The 18388-nt window shown below is 59.7% G+C and carries 11 protein-coding genes; all 11 read right to left on the bottom strand.

From position 1 onward, the window contains the following. Positions 1-9: 9 nt before the first annotated feature. The 11 genes from recD to ptsP all read right to left on the bottom strand — a co-directional run bounded on the left by recD (position 10) and on the right by ptsP (position 18378). On the bottom strand, positions 10-1848 hold the full coding sequence (gene recD, locus EH164_RS04075; protein ID WP_124967384.1) for an exodeoxyribonuclease V subunit alpha: 1839 nt from the start codon (positions 1846-1848) through the stop codon (positions 10-12). Continuing rightward, complete coding sequence (gene recB / locus EH164_RS04070; protein ID WP_124967383.1) at positions 1845-5435, bottom strand: exodeoxyribonuclease V subunit beta; 3591 nt, start codon at positions 5433-5435, stop codon at positions 1845-1847. The genes recD and recB overlap by 4 nt, the downstream gene beginning before the upstream one ends. Next, positions 5428-8316, bottom strand: a complete 2889-nt coding sequence (ptrA, locus tag EH164_RS04065) for a pitrilysin (protein WP_124967382.1) — start codon at positions 8314-8316, stop codon at positions 5428-5430. The genes recB and ptrA overlap by 8 nt, the downstream gene beginning before the upstream one ends. Before the next feature lie 152 nt (positions 8317-8468). Beyond that, positions 8469-11840: an exodeoxyribonuclease V subunit gamma gene (recC, locus tag EH164_RS04060; RefSeq protein ID WP_124967381.1), complete on the bottom strand. Its 3372-nt coding sequence runs from the start codon at positions 11838-11840 to the stop codon at positions 8469-8471. A gap of 12 nt (positions 11841-11852) precedes the next feature. After that, a complete protein-coding gene (locus EH164_RS04055; protein ID WP_124967380.1) occupies positions 11853-12176 on the bottom strand; it encodes a prepilin-type N-terminal cleavage/methylation domain-containing protein in 324 nt (107 codons plus the stop codon). After that, a complete protein-coding gene (locus EH164_RS04050) occupies positions 12161-12568 on the bottom strand; it encodes a DUF2509 family protein (RefSeq protein ID WP_124967379.1) in 408 nt (135 codons plus the stop codon). The genes EH164_RS04055 and EH164_RS04050 overlap by 16 nt, the downstream gene beginning before the upstream one ends. Further along, on the bottom strand, positions 12565-13128 hold the full coding sequence (locus EH164_RS04045; RefSeq protein ID WP_124967378.1) for a prepilin peptidase-dependent protein: 564 nt from the start codon (positions 13126-13128) through the stop codon (positions 12565-12567). Before EH164_RS04045 ends, EH164_RS04050 begins: the two co-directional genes overlap by 4 nt. Continuing rightward, positions 13122-13583: a prepilin peptidase-dependent protein gene (locus EH164_RS04040; RefSeq protein ID WP_124967377.1), complete on the bottom strand. Its 462-nt coding sequence runs from the start codon at positions 13581-13583 to the stop codon at positions 13122-13124. The genes EH164_RS04045 and EH164_RS04040 overlap by 7 nt, the downstream gene beginning before the upstream one ends. A gap of 184 nt (positions 13584-13767) precedes the next feature. Then, positions 13768-14562, bottom strand: a complete 795-nt coding sequence (gene thyA / locus EH164_RS04035) for a thymidylate synthase (protein ID WP_124967376.1) — start codon at positions 14560-14562, stop codon at positions 13768-13770. A gap of 6 nt (positions 14563-14568) precedes the next feature. Continuing rightward, positions 14569-15444 (bottom strand): prolipoprotein diacylglyceryl transferase, encoded by an 876-nt coding sequence (gene lgt, locus EH164_RS04030; RefSeq protein ID WP_042713403.1) that lies wholly within the window; start codon positions 15442-15444, stop codon positions 14569-14571. A gap of 687 nt (positions 15445-16131) precedes the next feature. Continuing rightward, positions 16132-18378, bottom strand: coding sequence for a phosphoenolpyruvate--protein phosphotransferase (ptsP, locus tag EH164_RS04025; protein ID WP_023481129.1), 2247 nt, complete (start codon positions 18376-18378; stop codon positions 16132-16134). Positions 18379-18388: the final 10 nt, after the last annotated feature.

Below are 18388 nucleotides of genomic sequence, written 5' to 3'. Positions count from 1 at the left end.
CGGGGCGTTTTATTTCAGGGCGCTGAACAGCGCTTCAAGTCCGCTGCGCCGCTCGGTGCGGGTAGCAATCGCCTGCCCCAGCACGCGCTCATCGGCATAGAGCGAGAGCCGTTTACGTGCGCGAGTAATCGCGGTGTAAACCAGCTCGCGCGTCACCACCGGCACGTTTTGCGCAGGCAGGATCAGCGCGGCGTGATCGAACTCCGAACCCTGTGATTTATGTACCGTCATTGCCCAGGCGGTTTCATGCTCCGGCAAACGGCTCGGCTGCACCGACTTGATCTTACCGCCCGGCAACGGGAACCAGACGCGCATCCCCTGCCCCTGATCCAGCGCAATACCGATATCACCATTGAACAGCCCCAGCGCGGAGTCGTTGCGCGAAATCATCACCGGCCTGCCGTGATACCAGCGCGAGAAGGGCTGGCGGGTAATTTTACGCTGACGCACCAGCGCCAGCTCGAGCCGCTCATTCAGCCCGCTGACGCCAAACGGCCCTTCGCGCAGCGCGCAGAGCAACTGGTACTCGCCGAAGGCGGCGATAATCGCTTCCGGCTCGGCGTTGCCCTGCACCAGTGAGAGATAGTGCCCATACCCCGCCAGCGCGTCGTCAATCATCTCCTGATACGCCTCGGCGCTGTTAAGCGATTTCCGCTCGATATCCTCAAAGCCCTGGCTGAAGACCGCCTGCGTGGCGCGCTTATCACCCCGGTTAACCGCGGCGGCCAGTTGCCCGATGCCGGAGTGGCTGCCGAAGCGGTAACTTTTTTGCAGCAGGCAGAGGCTGTCACGCAGCGCGGTTGCTGCCTCACCTTCACCTGCGGGCACTTCCGCGCCGGTTAACCGTGAGAGCTGCGCCGCGCGCGTCGCGCTGTACCCGGCGTTTACCCAGGCGCAGATATCCCCCAGCACCGCACCCGCCTCAACGGAGGCCAGCTGATCGCGATCGCCGAGGAAGATCACCCGCGCCCGCGGCGGCAAAGCGTCAATCAGCCGCGACATCATCGGCAGGTCAATCATTGACGCCTCATCCACCACCAGCACGTCCAGATGCAGCGGGTTGAGGGCGTGATGGCGCATGCGCTGGCTTCCCGGCTGCGCACCGAGCAGCCTGTGCAGCGTGCTGGCCTCATCCGGCAGCAGCGCTTTTTGCGCCTCATCAAGGGGAAGCTGGCGCAGCGCGTTGCCGAGGGATTCGGTTAACCGCGCGGCGGCTTTACCGGTGGGCGCAGCCAGGCAGATACGGCAGCGGCTACCATTGAGCGTTTGTACCAGCGCCGCCAGCAGCTTCGCCACGGTAGTGGTTTTACCGGTTCCCGGCCCGCCGGAGATCACCGAAATTCGCCGGGTGAGTGCCACGGCGGCGGCGACTTTTTGCCAGTTCACATCGGCTTCATTGTCTGGCGGAAAGAGTGAGGCCAGCGCCTCTGAAAGCCGGGCTTCATCCGCCTCATCAACGCTTTCCTGGGCGGCAAAGAACTCCGCAACGCGCCGCTCGTTCCACCACATACGGTTCAGGTAGAGGCGTGCGTCATGCAGAATAATCGGCGTCGCGCCGCTGCCGTCGCCAACCGCTGGCGAGGCAAGCAGCAGCGCCTGCCAGTCGTCGGGCGGGCCGGCCATTTCAAACAGCTGGCGGGCGAGCGGCGAATCAGCGCCGAACACCTCGGGCGTCAGGCGCGAGAGCGGCAGACAGACGTGCCCCTCTCCGGCATCGCGGCTCAGCAGCGCGGCGGCCAGCAGCAGGGCGGGCTCTTCCATGCCAGCCACCGTCAGGGCAAACTGCACGTCCAGCGGACGCAGCAGCTTCTGCTCCATCGCTTCTTGCAGTAAAGCCTGCACATTCATGGCGTCATCTCCGGTACTTCACCTGCAAACAGGGTATCCATGCGGGCGATCAGCGCTGCCTCCGGGCGGGTGGTGAAAATCCCCTGCTCCGGTTGCTGCGCCTCCGGGCGGGTGGTGAAAATCCCCTGCTCCGGTTGCTGCGCCTCCACGCCGCGTAAAAAGAGGTAGATCACACCGCCGAAATGGCGCTCATAGTCGTAATCGGCGATGCGGTGGCGTAAATAGCGGTGCAGCGCCAGGGTATAGAGCTGGTACTGCAAATCGTAGCGATGGGACTGCATGGCCGCCGCCATCGCCTCTTGCGTATAGGCCTGCGCGTTTTCGCCGAGCCAGTTGGATTTGTAATCGAGCAGGTAGTAGCGCCCCTGATGGCGAAACACCAGGTCGATAAAGCCCTTTAGCATCCCGCGCACGTCGCGAAAATCGAGCGGCGCGCATCCGGCCGATAGCGGATCGTAGCGGCGGATCAGCCCATCGAGCGCCTCTGCGCTCAGCGTGGCGCTGATGGGCAGATAAAACTCCATCTCAACCTGTTTATCTTTAGCCGTCAGTTGGCTAAGAGAGACCCCGGCTGCGGTGAGCGGCGCGTGCAGCACCGTCTCCAGCCAGTTGCTCAGCACCGGCTGCCAGTGCTCTTCATATCCTGCCACCAGCAGCTTTTCCGCCACCCACTCCGGTGATACCGGCTGGGTGAAATCAATATCTTCAAACAGACTGTGCAAAAAGGTACCAGGTGCCGCGCCGCGCGGAAACTCGTGCGGCGTTAGCATCGGCTGTGTCTGCACCTCGCGCTCGCCTGCGGCGTCGACATCCAGACGCGGGAGCAGATCCTGAGCAAGGCCATGACCGCGCTGCTGCAAGCCGGAGTAACTGGTCACGCGCCAGTCATCGGCGACCCGGCGCATCACTTCGCGCACGCTGAGCGCGGGGGGCTGCGGCTGCGGTAACTCCCAGCGCTCAGTGTCCGGCGTGGGCGGCGTCGCCAGCACAATCTCTTCATTGCAGATCTCTGCCAGCGCCTGACGCAGCCCGGCGGCGTCCAGCGCCTCGCCCTTCTGGATCAGACGACCCAACGCGCTGAGGTGGAAATCGGTGGGCCCGCTCTTCTCGCCACGACGGCGAAACAGAGGCGCAATGCCAAGGCTGCAGTGCCACACCGAACGGGTCAGTGCCACATAGAGCAGGCGTAAATCCTCCGCCAGCCGCTCCGCTTCCGCCAGCTCAATGCTCTCTTCGGCATGGCTGAGATCGAGCACCGCGTTGAACGAGGCGCGATCGTGGTAAAAACCCTGGTCCTGTACGCGGAAGTTGGCGATAAATGGCAGCCAGACCAGCGGATACTCAAGGCCTTTCGATTTGTGGATGGTGACAATCTGCACCAGGTGCTTATCGCTCTCCAGACGCATCTGCTCGCTGGCGGCGCTGGTGTTCGGCTCGGCGATATGCTGCGTCAGCCAGCGGGTAAGTGCGTGCTCACTTTCAAGCTGCGTGCCCGCTTCCTGCAACAGTTCGCTGACATGCAGAATATCGGTTAAACGACGCTCTCCGCCGGGCGTGGCGAGCAGGTTTTCCGCCACGTTACGCGCACTCATCAGCGTGCGCAGCATCGCCATTACGCCGCGCTTTTGCCACAGCTCGCGGTAGTGAGAGAACTCTTCAACCACCCGATCCCAGGCATCTTCATCAAGATTGAGCGCGTCGATATCGCGTGCCGTCAGCCCGAGCATCGAGGTTGCCAGCGCGCTGCGCAGCGTGTTTTCACGCTCCGGCGTCAGCACCGCATGCAGCAACCAGAGCAGCTCCTGCGCTTCCGGCGTTTCAAACACGCTGTCGCGGTTGGAGAGGTAGACAGAGGGAATGCCGAGCAGCGTCAGCGCATCGCGGATAAGCGATGCTTCATGGCGGCTGCGCACCAGCACAGTGATATCCGAGGCTTTTACCGGCCGCGCTTTCTCCCCTTCGTAGAGCAGCGCATCGCCTCTCTGCCCGGCGCTAAGCCAGTCGCGGATCTGCATCGCGCAGAGCTGGGCCATAAAGCTCTGGTAATCACCCACGCCCACGCCTTCGCCGTCCATCAGCCACAGCTTCATCGACGGCTGGGTTTCCCCTTTTACCGCAAAGCGCAGCCCGCTGTTTCGCGCAGCCGCTTTCACCGGCAGGAAGGGGATCTGGCGGAACATAAACGCGTCGTCCATCTGGCTAAAGAGCCGGTTGACGCTGGCGATCATCCCCGGCGACGAGCGCCAGTTGGTGTCGAGGGTGTAGCGGGCGCTCACTTCGTCGCGCGCTTTCATATAGGTGAAGATATCAGCGCCGCGAAAAGCGTAGATCGCCTGTTTGGGATCGCCAATCAACAGCAGGCCACACTCGGGCTGATTCAGCCAGATACGGCTAAAGATGCGGTACTGCTGCGGGTCGGTATCCTGAAATTCATCGATCATCGCCACCGGAAAACGGGTGCGGATAGCCGCAGCCAGCGCCTCGCCGTTCGGGCTTTGCAGCGCGTGATCGAGCCGGCTGAGCATGTCGTCAAAACCGAGCTCGCCGCGGCGGCGCTTCTCTTTTGCGACCGCGTCGCGGATTTCGCGCATCGCGCGGGTCAGCACCAGATCGCTCAGAGTCAACGGCTGCGCCAGAAGCGTTTCGATGGCGACAAACAGCGGATGCTCCGGCACCACGCCGCCCGCTTTGGTGCGCTGGGCAAGAAACGCCTGCGAGAACTTCTCCAGCGCGTCCGGCAGCAGATAGGTGCTGGTCTCCTCCTGCGCCCAGGCGGAGATCTTCTCAATCCACTTGCCCTGGTTGCCGCGGTTGAACTTGCGCCGGTCAATGCCGGAGTTTTCCAGCAGCGGCTCCAGCTCATTCACGGAGTCGAGCCACTGACGTTTCACCGCATCGATCTGCGAGACAATCTGCGCATGGCGCGACGCGAGGGTCTCCTCCTCCGGCGGCGGTGATTTGATCTGCGGGGCTTCGCCCTGCAAATAGCGGTCGATGGACCTGAGCAGATCCTGCGGCCCCTTCCATAAATCGTGGATCACCTGCGCAATGTCGCGCGGCAACGGGTAGCAGTGGCGACGCCAGAAGTCAGCGCAGGCCTGGTAGCGCAGCAGGGTTTCATCTTCCAGCAGTTTCAGTTCAAACAGCATGCCGGATTCGAAGGCGTTGAGGCTGAGCATGCGCTGGCAAAAACCGTGGATGGTAAAGACCGCGGCTTCATCCATCTGCCGCTCCGCCAGCATCAGCCAGTGGGCGGCCTGCTGTTTATCTTCAATTTCTGCCAGCAGGCTGGCGTAGAGCGGGTTTTCGCTGCTTTCGCGCAGGCAGGCGATGCGTAGCTCGTGGATGTTGCTGCGAATACGCCCGCGCAGCTCTTCTGTCGCCGCTTCGGTGAAGGTGACCACCAGCAGCTCTTCGACGTTGAGCGGGCGGGGAAAGGCGGCATTGCCGCCAAGCCCGAGTAACAGCCGCAGATAGAGCGCGGCGATGGTGAAGGTTTTACCGGTGCCCGCCGAGGCTTCAATCAGGCGCTCGCCGGTAAGCGGCAGGCGCAGGGGATCAAGGGTCTCAGCGGTCGTTTCACTCATTTTTCTCGCTCATCAAAGGTAAGGATTGCTGCAAAGCGCTGGCGTCCTTCCACACCTTCCAGCCGTCAGGCCGGGCGTAATCGGCTTTTCCGCTCTGGCTTCCGGAGATCTGTGACAGTATCGCCATACCTTGCGGCTCAACCACCGCCTGATGGAAGAAGTCCGCAAGTTTTTGCGGCGTCAGCGCTTTTATTTGGGCCACTACTTTATCACGTGAATCGAAGCGCATATTGCCGCGATCGAAATCTTTGCTCAATTTGGAAGCCTCCTCGCCTAATGTCTGCGGCGCTTGCAGCATTTGCGCAATGACACCCTGCTGGATCTGCGCAAACTCCTCCGGCTTCATCGCGCGCAGGCGCGCTTCAGCGGTCGGGAAGAAGGCTTTATAGCGCTCCCAGAGCCAGGCGGGCTGCTTCTCATTGCTCTGCAACAGGAAGCCCATTCCCCACTGGCGGCCAACATTGATGGGGAAAGCAAAGACGGCATAACCGAGCTGCTCTTCGGTACGCAGCTGGTTGTAGAACCACGGCTGCACAATCTGCCCGAGCATCGCGCTGTACGCCGAGCTGCTGTACTCATCGAAGCCGGTCGGCACAAAGACGGCAGCCAGCGCGGAATCGGTGCTGTTGCCCGCTTTCTCAAACATGGCGTTCTGCTTTTTATCCACCAGCACGTCTTTGTTACGGCACCATTCGTTACCGCTGGTGCCAAGCTGTTTTTGCACGTTGCGGGCCAGATCTTTCGCCTGCTGTTCGCTCAGGTTACCCACCACCAGGAACTCCGGGCGGGCGTTGTGCTTCAGCGCATCACGATAATGGAGAATGTCCTGCACGGTGATCGACGGCAGCAGCGCACGGCGCGCTTCGCGCGGGAAATAGGGTACCTGCGAGATCATCTGCACCGGCATAATCGCCTGGTCAAACGCTTTACCCTTCTCCGCCGAGGCCATCATCCGGCTGTACCAGGATTTCGCCTGCGTCAGCTGCTCCTCGGTGGGCGTATAGCTGAAATACCCCTCCAGCAAGGCGCTGAAGAGCTGCGGCAGGCGCTGCGTGTAGCCGTTGGCATTCAGCATCAAACCGTTATTGGCATTGGTGGAGAAACCGATGCCGCCGACCGCGGCCTGGTTACTGAGTTGATCGAGCGCCAGCCCTGCCAGGTAATCATTTAAGGCAAACATCACCTGATTTTTCGCGCTGTCCATCGCCTGCGGATTACGCAGCACCACGCTGACATCCGCACGCGGCTCATTGGCGAAGTAGCGGCTCGGCATATAAACCACGCGCAGCGCCGGTTCATCAACAATCAGTTCCGGGTGCGTGTATTTTTTCGCCGGGGTAATTAGCGAGAAGTCATCCGGAATGTAGGGGTTAAGCTCCGGGAATTTGAGATCGATCCCTGCTTCATCCTTTTGCCAGGCGGCAAAGCGCTCAGGCGTAATTTTCTCCACTTGGTAAGGGGCATCAACAAAGTAGGCTTTTTTGTTGTGCGGCTCATCGGGGCTGATATACCAGATACGCGCGTTTTGCGGCGTCATCTCATCAAGACGCGCCTGCACCGCTTTAGCGTCAAACTGGTCAGCAATATTGACGGAATCGAGGGTGTGAGCAACCGGCACGCGGATCATCGTGTCGGCAAGCCACTCAACGTAATCCATATCGCGGGTGATCGACGGGTAGCGGAAATCGAGATCGAGAATGTGCGCCAGCTCGTCGAAATAGCGTTTATCGATTCCCTTTTCGCGCAGCAGTTGCAGATAGCTGAAGATGGCGGCGACAACCCGATCGCGGTTCGCCAGCCCTTTATCCGTCAGGGTGGCGGAGATAGCCAGTACACCGCTGTTACCGTTGACTACCGGGTCGGAATCGCCGCGAATCCCCTCAACCAGCCCTTGGCTTTGCAGCCAGTCCGAGAGCGTGCCCGGGCTGCGGTTGCCAATCAGATAGGTAATCAGCTCGTCGGTTTTGCTGCGAAAGGCCGCGGTGTTGTTATCAATACGAAACTCAACGCGCAGCACCTTGTTCGGCACTTCCGGCACGTAGTGAATAATGATGCCTTTTTGCGCGTCCGTTACCACCGGCACGGTGATCTCAGGCCGGGTGATATTTTTGTTGGGAACCCGGCCATAGGTCTGCACCGCGAGCGTCGCCAGCTCGTTAAGCGGGCGATTGCTGTAAATCACCGCTTTCATCAGGTTGGCCGAGTAGAACTTATCGCGAAACGCCAGCAGCGCGTCATGCACCGGGCTGCCCGGTTTATCGCTGAGGGTTTCAAGGTTGCCGCCGGAGAAGCGCGCGCCGGGGTGAGCGGGGTTAATGGTCTCCGCACTCACCTGCGCCATGCGCATGCCGTCACGGGTACGCGCCATGGTCAGCTCCGCGTTGACCGCGTTACGCTCCCGCTCGGCGTACTTCTTTGCCAGCAGCGGCTCGGCGATGGCATCCGCTAAACGATCCACGGCGCCGTCCAGCGCGTCGTTCTCCACTTCCATATAGTAAGCGGTGCGATAAGGTGCTGTGCTGGCGTTGTGGCTACCGCCGTGCATTTTGAGGTATTCAGCGAGGCTGTCTGGCTGCGGATACTTTTTCGACCCCATCAGCGTCATATGCTCAAGATAGTGAGCAAGGCCTGGATGGCTATCGGGATCTTCGAGCGAGCCGACCGGGACAACCAGCGCGGAAAGGGATTTGACCGCCTGCGCATCCGAGACCAGCAGCACGACCATGCCGTTATCAAGGCGGATCGCCTGATACTGCCGCGTATCTTTGTCGCTCTTACGGATAGTCTCTTTAACAGGCTGCCAGCCGGTCTCAGCCTGGCTGAGTGGCGCCCACAGGGCAAAAAACAGAACGAAGATAGATAACCAGGTGCTGCGGGGCATTCACGAACCTCATCATTAACTTTTCCTGCTCCCCCGATAATCACCGGGACAGCAGGTAAATGTGTGCTGACAGCGCCAGCACGCGTGTTATATCAGTCCGTGACCGTCGCGCTTAATAAGGGATGGCTCCCCTCTGCGCAATTTTTATACCGTCAGGCGGGCTGATTGTGTCGATAAAGCGGTAACAGGAAACGCTGCGCCTGCGCGGTAATCTCCGCGAAGTACTCCGGCTCCAGGGTTCGCCACAGACGCTGATACCAGACATCGGCACCTTCTCCGCTGACCACCATGTTGCCTTCATAGGCCTGCAAAAATTTGCTCTGCGCTTTTTGCAACGTCTCGTCGTCCTTTACCATGGCATCATTTGCCGCGTCATAACAGGCTTTTATCCACGCGCCGCCGCTTTCCGGTAGCAGTAGCAAGGGTTTCGCCATCCCTTCGCGGTAGCCTTCGATCATCAACGCCAGGTAGCGCAACGCCTCTTCAGGCGGCAGCGCCGGGAAGCGCCACTGGCCATCTTTACGTACAAAGAGACGGCTCTCTCCCGTTCCGCCACTGGCACAGTAGACAAGATGTTCCAGCCAAAGTTGCAGCCCCTGGGAGACCTTCAGCTGCGATGGACGCCAGCGCAGCAGCCCGTCCGGCTGCACATGGGCCAGCCATCCGGTGAGGTGAACGCCCGCGCAATGCAGGTCAATTTCGAGACTGTCTGCCGGCTGGCGATGCTCAATAACGCGGCTGGCCAGCGCCTGCATCTCTTTGCACTGCGTCTCCCAGACAATTTCACCAAACGCCCCGTATGGCAGCACACCCGCAGCCCGATAGCGGCGAAACAGTTTTTCCGCGTCCTGCTCTTCAACCAGCGCATTCAATAACTCGTCGTTAAGCTGGTAGCGATCGAGGCCATCAAGAATAAAGGGCTCGGCGTCAGGAATATCGCTCTCTTCAGGGCGGAAATTGACCCGCAGACGCATCTGGAAGAAGGCGCGCACCGGGTGGGCCCAGAAGCGCTGAAGCTGGTCAAAGGCCAGCGTCTCAAGCGTTGGCGTCTCCAGCGTCTGGATAAAAGGCAGATGCTCTTCGCCCTGCAGGCTGGCGGCGGGCAGCCAGTCGCGGGCATAGCTCTGCCACTCATCCACCGTATAGTTAGCCGGATCGAACGGCATGCGGGTATGCAGATGGGTGATATGTGCCTTCACCCGCCGCTCGCTTTCGTCGCAGTTGAGCGCCTCGTCACCCGGCAGATGGTGGCTCTGGCCGATATAGTCCACCAGCTCCTGCACCAGCACCGAAGGGAAACGCTCTTTGTTATCCTGGATCGAACGGCCTATATAGCTGATATAGAGCTGCTGCTGGGCGGAGATGAGCGCTTCCAGGAAGAGATAGCGGTCATCATCACGGCGGCTGCGATCGCCGCGCTGCGGTTTCTGGCTCATCAGATCAAAGCCGAGCGGAGGAAGCGTACGCGGATAGATCCCGTCGTTCATCCCCAGCAGGCAGACCACTTTGAATGGGATCGAGCGCATCGGCATCAGCGTACAGATATTGACGGGGCCAGCGAGGAAGCGCTGGCTAATGCGCTCCTGATCGAGACGCTGAGCCAGTTCATCACGCAGCAGCGAGAGCGGGACCGCTTCGCCATAGCTCGCGCCAACGCCCTGGGCGATGATCGCCTGCCACTGCTGCTCAATCAGCGCCAGTGCGGCTTCGGTCTCCTGATCGGGCAGGAAGAAGTCATTAAGCATCTCCCGGCAGACCGGTAGCCACTCCTCCAGCGGACGCTCTTCGGCAAGACCCCGACGCCAGATATTGAGTTGCATCAGCAGCGAGGCCAGGTGGCCGACCAGTTCCGCAATCAGCCCGCTCGACTCGTCATAAGGAAGAATTGACTGCCACTCGCCCCGGTGGCTCTCCATGGCGTAGCCGAGCAGCATACGCGTCAGGCCAAACTGCCAGGTGTGCTGCCCGGTTGGCGGCAGTTCGAGTTCGCGGACGTTGTCATCATCCATCCCCCAACGAATGCCGGACTCATTTACCCACAGGCGCAGGTAGCGCAGCCCCTCTTCGGTAATGTTGAAGCGGGCCGCCAGCACAGGTACATCCAGCAGGGCCAGCACATCTTCCGAGACGAAGCGGCTGTCCGGCAGGGATAACAGGCTGATAAAGGCTTGCAGCGCGGGATGAGCCTGACGTGCGCGGCGGTCCGATACCGCATAGGGAATGTAGCGCTCACCGCTGGCGCTGCCAAAGACCGCCTGAATATAGGGGCTGTAGCTGTCGATATCTGCCACCATCACCACGATATCGCGCGGCGTCAGTTCAGGATCCTCCTCCAACATCGCCAGCAGACGATCGTGCAGCACTTCCACTTCCCGCTGCGGGCTGTGGCAGATATGCACCGTAACGCTGCGATCCTCTGGATCGAGCAGGCGCTTTTTATCACTGCGCGCGAACTCTTCTGCCGTGACGCCAGCTACCGCGCTGTTTTGCAGCTCAAGGATGTCGTACTTCAGGTTTTGCAGCAGCGAGCCCGGGGTGATGTCGACAAAGGCATCCAGCTCTTCATAACGCTCCATCCCCGCCAGCAGAAAGATGTTGTCACGCCCGAGCTTGCCCCAGGAGGCCAGCAGTGGGTTACCCACATCCTGCTCGCCTTCGCCATTGAACAGACCTTCCGCGCTTTGCGTATCGCGGAAAAGAGGAAACTGGCGGTCATCCCGGTGATGGCGGCGGCGGCGCGTGACCAGCCTTGCGAGAAACGCCGGATCTTTGATATCGCCCCAGTAGTAGCGACAGGGGTTAGTAAACAGCAGATGCACATCAATATGTTTGCCCAGCGCCTGCAGGGCTTGCAGGTAGACGGGCGGCAGCGCGGAGATGCCGCAGATAAAGACGCGGGCAGGCAACCCGGCAGGCGGCTCTTTCGCCGATTCAAGCCGGGAGATAAAGCGCTGATACAGGTTGGCGCGGTGCCAGTGGGGCTGGCCTAACTCGCGCGTATGTTCAACCAGCGCGCGCCAGAGCGGTGCCTGCCAGCGCTGCGCGTCGTCCAGCCCATCGACCCTTTCTCCCGCCTCCCAGCGCGTCAGCCACTCCGGGCGATAAACCAGGTACTGATCGTAAAGATCCGCCACGCGTGAGGAGAGCTGGAACAGTTTGCGCTTGTCATCATCATCGTGGAGATAGTGATGCAGCATGGCAAAGTCCTCATGCTCCAGCAGTGCAGGCAGCAGCGACATCAGCTTCCAGCTCATACTCTGTTTGTTGAAGGCGCTCTCTTTGGGGATATCCTCCAGGACGGTAACGAACATCTCCCAGATAAAGCTGGCGGGCAGCGGAAAGGTGATATTGGCGGCGATGCCAAATTTTTGCGCCAGGGTCATCTGCAGCCACTGCGCCATACCGGTGCTTTGCACCATGATCACTTCCGGCGCAAAGGGATCGTCGAGCCGGTCATGCTCAACGATAAACTCCATCAGTGCTTCAAGCACATCCAGACGATTGGAGTGATAAACCCTTAACATACTTGCTCCTGGCTACTGACTATTTGGGCAAAAAAGTTGCGTCATTTTCCCCTGCCTGCCCAGCGGCGAGATAACGGTGACGTTGATGCTGACACATCCTTCCGTTGTTGTCTGCCCCCGTGAAACCTGCCAGCCCTCAGGGAGCGGCGTCGCGTGAGGTTGAGCCTGCTGCCATGCATAGCGCCAGAGCTGTCGCCACTGGCTGGTGGCTGAAAACCCGGCGGACAGCGCGCGATGATACCCGCCAAGGGCAGTGACCACCATCACCATCAGCACCATCGCCAGCAGGACTTCCGTCAGGCTAAAACCCCGCTCCCGGTTCAGGGAAGTTGACATAATGCACTCTCCTTAATGGGGCAGAAATCGCTCCAGCCGTGGGGCAAGAAACGAACCGTCTCACCCTCTACGCGCCCAAGCCGCCATAATGCGGCCTCTGCGCTGGCGGCGATCAGCAAGGCAGAGCCATCAGCAAAAATACGCAGGCAGCTTCGCACATGCTCTGCGGCAGGTGGCAGACACTGCAACGCAGGCTCTGACGGCCATTGCCTGTGCCGCGCCGCCTCCATCACCGATGAGACCGCTGCGCTGCTGCGTATCCCCTGCCCTTCACGATTGACCCGCCAGATATGGCTGGTTAGCTGCTGATTAAGACCGTTGAGCATCAGGCTGCCCAGCAGCAGCAACAGAAGCACCAGCGCCAGGGAGGATACGCCGCGCTGCCGATTCACAGGTTATACCCGGTGACGGTTAGCTCGCCGCTTACCCTTTTCTCAGCGGCACCCGGCAGGCTGGCGGCAAGCAGAATGGTAAGCTGTGGCGCAAAGCCTGCCGTCTGGCGCTGGGTCACGCTAAAGCGCTCGACGTGCATCTGCGCCGGATCGGTGACTTTTTCCCACCCTCGCCCGCTGCATGAGGTCGCGCCGCGTAGCGTTTCGAGCGCGCCGTTTTGCAGGCGAAAGGCCGTTTGTTCAGCGTCATTACTGGGTGCGCCCTCCCAGCGACCGTTGCTATTGGCATCCCACTGTGCAATAACGCACTCCCCTTTGGCGCTGATAAAAAGCGGCTGACCATTGCAACTCCCATTGCAGTAACCCGCGCGCTGGAGGTGCTTGCCGACTGCACGCAGCCGCTGCCAGAGGTCATCCTCGATGGTCTGCAGCCGGGTGTGCTGCATAAGGGCAATTTGTAGCCCGGGCAGAAAGCGGGCGGAAGCAAGCAGCAGGACGCTACCGATGGCCATCGCCAGCAGCGTCTCCAGCAAGGAGAAACCACGCTGACCGTTTAACATACACTCCCTCCCCCAGGCTGACACATTCTGATCCTTCCCCATGCGGAAACTACCACCCGCCACTCACCGGCGCTGCTGCGCAGGCGGATATGCCCGGGCCAGGCGCTGTTGCGTAAACCATAAAAGCCGAGCGACGGTGTGACATCAGCCAGTGCGACGTCCGGCCAGGCCGGACGCATCATTAAAGACTGCTGCGCTGAGCAACGCGCCGCCGGTGCGTTAAGCAAGCACCACTGATCCCCTTCCTGCACGCTGTAAATAACTTGCGACTGGTTATGCCAGTTGGCCTCTTCCCGCAAGCGCTCAAGGAAATGGCGCGCCTGCAGGGCGGTTTGCCACAGCCGCTGCTGTGCTTGCCAGCTCTGCCAGCCGGAGATCCCCGCTGCGCTGAGGATGACAATCAGCGCCACGGCAACAAGGGTTTCAATCAAGGTAAAGCCATCTTCTTTTTTCATGGCGGCAGTCTGTCGCCGGGGACGTTATTCGTCGAGGGAGAAAAGGCAGGTTTACGAGGCGTTACGCAAGGAAAAAAGAGGATTGCAGCGGGTTACATAAAGCCTGGAAGCTGTGCCGAAAAAACGATTTGCAGGCAAAAAAAACCGGCACGTTAACGCGCCGGTTGTGTCAGGCTGAGCGAGGTCAGATAGCGACCGGCGCTTTGATCGCAGGGTGCGGATCGTAGCCTTCGATCTCGAAGTCTTCGAAACGGTAATCAAACAGTGAAGCGGGTTTACGTTTGATAACCAGCTTCGGCAACGCGCGCGGCTCGCGGGTCAGTTGCAAGCGCGTCTGTTCTAAGTGGTTGCTGTAGAGGTGCGTGTCGCCGCCGGTCCAGACAAAGTCACCCGGCTCAAGATCACACTGCTGCGCCATCATATGCACCAGCAACGCGTAGCTGGCGATATTGAACGGCAGGCCGAGGAAGACATCGCACGAACGTTGGTAGAGCTGGCAAGAGAGCTTGCCATCTGCCACATAGAACTGGAAAAAAGCGTGGCACGGAGCCAGCGCCATTTTGTCCAGTTCGCCGACGTTCCACGCCGAGACGATAATGCGGCGCGAGTCAGGATCGTTTTTCAGCTGCTCAATGACCGTTGAAATCTGATCGATATGGCGGCCGTCCGGCGTCGGCCATGCGCGCCACTGTTTGCCGTAGACCGGGCCCAGATCGCCATTTTCATCGGCCCATTCGTCCCAGATAGAGACCTTGTTCTCACGCAGGTAGGCAATGTTGGTATCGCCCTGCAGGAACCATAGCAGCTCATGAATAATTGAACGCAAATGGCAGCGCTTGGTGGTCACCAGCGGGAAGCCGTCCTGCAGATTAAAACGCATCTGATGGCCAAAAATAGACAGCGTGCCTGTCCCGGTGCGGTCATTTTTCGGGGTGCCTTCGTTAAGCACCTTTTGCATCAACTCTAAATACTGTTTCATGGTTCCTCAGGAAACGTGTTGCGGCGAACGATGGCGGTACGCCCAGATCATCATGATGGCACCTGCAATAATCATTGGAATGGAGAGGATCTGCCCCATACTGATGTACTGCACCCACTCGCCGGTAAACTGGGCGTCGGGCTGGCGGAAGAACTCAACGATGATACGGAACGCGCCGTAGCCAATCAGGAACAGGCCGGAGACCGCGCCGGTCGGGCGAGGTTTACGGATAAAGAGGTTAAGAATGATAAACAGCACCACGCCTTCCAGCGCCAGTTCATAGAGCTGGGACATGTGGCGCGGCAGAACGCCGTAGGTATCAAAAATCGATTGCCACTCCGGATGAGAAGGCAGCAGCGCCATATCTTCCGCACGCGAGCCGGGGAATAGCATGGTGTATTTGAAGGAGGGATCGACACGGCCCCAGAGCTCGCCGTTAATGAAGTTACCCAGGCGACCCGCGCCGAGGCCAAACGGGATCAGCGGCGCGATAAAGTCGGCGACCTGGAAGAAACTTCGTTTGGTGCGTTTAGCAAAGATGATCATCACCACGATCACGCCGATTAAGCCGCCGTGGAAGGACATACCGCCGTCCCATACACGGAAGAGATAGAGCGGATCGTCGAGGAAGAGCGGGAAATTATAGAACAGCACGTAGCCGAGACGACCACCGAGGAACACCCCGAGGAAGCCTGCGTAGAGCAGGTTTTCAACTTCATTTTTGGTCCAGCCGCTATTCGGGCGGTTAGCCCGGCGAGTTGCCAGCCACATAGCGAAAACAAAACCGACCAGATACATCAGACCGTACCAGTGCAGGGATACGGGTCCGATGGAGAAAATCACCGGATCAAAATCCGGAAAATGCAGATAGCCACTGTTCATCTGTCACCACAACTTGTTGTTATTCCGCCGAAAGTGGACAGCGGTACACCGACGCGGTCGCGCCTGGCGGCCGCTCCAAAGCTGCGAATCATAGCATAAGGCACACCAGGCAGGTTGCCGCTATGTTGTAAAAGTTATGTATAAACGAAACGGCACAGGCCGGAGATTCTGCGCAGAACCCTTGCCGGATGGCGCTGGCGCTTATCCGGCCTACGAAAGGCAAAGCCCGGGGCGTAACTTCTGCCGGATGGCGCTGCGCTTATCCGGCCTACGAACGGCAAAGCCAGATGCGTAACCTCTGCCGGATGGCGCTGCGCTTACCCGGCCTACGAACGGCCAAGCCAGATGCGTAATTTCTGCCGGATGGCGCTGGCGCTTATCCGGCCTACGAACGGCCAAGCCAGATGCGTAACCTCTGCCGGATGGCGCTGCACTTATCCGACCTACGAACGGCAAAGCCCGGGGCGTAATCTCTGCCGGATGGCGCTGCGCTTATCCGGCCTACGAACGGCAAAGCCCGGGGCGTAATCTCTGCCGGATGGCGCTGCGCTTATCCGGCCTACAAAACAATTTTTATCCGTTCGATAACACAGGTCTGCCCTGGTAGGCCTGATAAGGCGAAGCCGCCATCAGGCATATTGCCCGCAGAGCCGAAAGACCGGCTCTGTGGGCATAATGAACCGTCGCTTAAATCCCGCCGCGGATCAGCCCGCCGAGGCCGCGTCGCTCCATAAAAGCGGCAATCTGGTGGCGCACTTCGGTTGTCAGTTGGGACTCCAGCGCACGCTGTGCCAGCGCCTGAACCTCTTCGCAATCAATGCGGCGCAGCAAATATTTAATACGCGCCACCGAGCGACCATTCATGGAAAGATGCCGGTAGCCCATACCAATCAGCAGCGCGACGCACATCGGATCGCCGGCCATTTCGCCACATAAACAGAGATCGATGCCCAGCCGTTCAGCCTCGCCTGAAATCATCGCCAGCGCGCGCAGCACCGCCGGGTGCAGGCTGTCGTACATGTTCGCCACGCGGGTATTGTTACGATCGACAGCAAGAATGTACTGGGTTAAGTCATTGGTGCCGACAGAGATAAAATCGACGCGGTTAACCAGGTGCGACAGCATAAACACCATCGAGGGCACTTCCAGCATCACGCCGATGCGCGGCTTCGGGATGGCATAACCGATCATCTCTTCCACTTCCCGCCCGGCACGCTCTATCAGCCTGCGCGCCTCATCGACCTCATCAATGCTGGTGATCATCGGCAGCAGGATGCTGAGGTTGCCGGTCGCGGCGTTTGCCCGCAGCATTGCGCGCACCTGGATCAGGAAGATCTCCGGCTGATCGAGGGTAATACGAATGCCGCGCCAGCCAAGGCAAGGGTTCTCTTCGCTGATCGGCATATAGGGAAGCTGCTTATCGGCGCCAACATCCAGCGTACGCAGCGTCACCGGCTTGTCGTTGAACATCTGCAACATGCCCTGATACTGCGCCACCTGCTCCTCTTCGGAGGGAAAACCGCTTTGCAACATAAAGGGAATTTCGGTGCGGTAGAGCCCAATGCCGTCGATTCGCTTGCCCAGCTTCTCTTCGTGGGCAGGGCTTAACCCGGCGTTGAGCATCACTTTAACCCGCTCGCCGCTGCTTAAGCGGGCTTCGAGGTTAACGTCATCTTCGGCAAGACGGCTTAACTCATTCTCTTCCGTGATAAGACGCTGGTACTCCTGCAGCAGTACCGGTTCAGGATCCACCAGCAGCTCGCCGCGATAACCATCGACGATCAGCGTCCGCCGATGCAGCGCCGAAGGCTGAATATCGGCCCCCATAACCGTAGGGATGCCCAGCGCGCGCACCATAATCGCGGCATGGGAGTTGGAGGCACCATCGCGCACCACCACGCCCGCCAGCCTGTCATGGGGCAACTCGGCAAGCGTCGTTGCAGAGAGTTCGTCTGCCACCAGCACGAAGCGTTCAGGCCAGCTATTCGGCCCCTGAATATTGTCATCGAGATGGAACAGCAGGCGCTGGCCGAGGGCGCGCAGATCGCCCGCGCGCTCTTTCAGATAGCCATCACTGAGGGCGGCAAACTGCGCGGCAAAGCTCTCAATAACGGTTTTTACCGCCCATTCGGCGACCACGCCGCGATCGACCTCTTCAAACAGTTCGCGGCGAAGACGTGCATCGGAGAGCAGGTGTGAATAGAGATCAAAGATCGCCGCCGTCTCTTTTTGCGCGCCAGCGGAGAAGCGTTTGCTGTAGCGACGAAACTCATTCGCCGCCTCTTCCAGCGCGGTGGTTAACCTCTCCCGCTCAAGGGAAGTATCCAGCGTTGAAGCCGGGTAAACCTGCTCCATCAACGGCAGCGTTTGGTCCATCCACCCTTCAGCAATCGCCACGCCGGACGAGGCAGGCAGCGCACGAATACGCGTCTGACGATACTGGCCGAACAGGGCGGTTAGCTGAGACTGGGAAAGAATACCCGCCATCTGGGTGGCGAGGGTAACAAGGAAGGACTCTTCGCTCTCGTCGTACTGGCGAATTTCGCGCTGCTGCACCACCAGCACGCCAAGCAGCTGGCGGCGCTGAATAATCGGCACGCCGAGAAAGGCGCGAAAACGCTCCTCTTTCACCGAGGGGATAAATTTAAAGCTGGGGTGCTTTTGCGCGTCGGCAAGGTTGATAGGCTCCGCCAGCCTGCCTACCAGGCCGACGATACCTTGATCGAATGCGAGCGTAACAGTGCGGCCGCGCGGCTTTTTCAAACCGCGCGTCGCCATAAGATAGAAACAGCGCCTGTCGTGATCTGCGAGATAGACCGAACATACTTCGGTTTCCATCGCCAGACAAACGTCGGTAACCAGTATCTCCAGCGCTTCGTTAAGACGTGGCGCGCTGGCAACTTTCTCAACAATCTCTCGCAGTCGGGTGAGCATAATGTGGGTG

The organism is Kosakonia sp. CCTCC M2018092 (assembly GCF_003864115.1).
Taxonomy (GTDB): Bacteria; Pseudomonadota; Gammaproteobacteria; order Enterobacterales; family Enterobacteriaceae; genus Kosakonia; species Kosakonia cowanii.
Note: the sequence above shows the minus strand (reverse complement) of the source record. Positions and strands in the feature narration are given on the sequence as shown.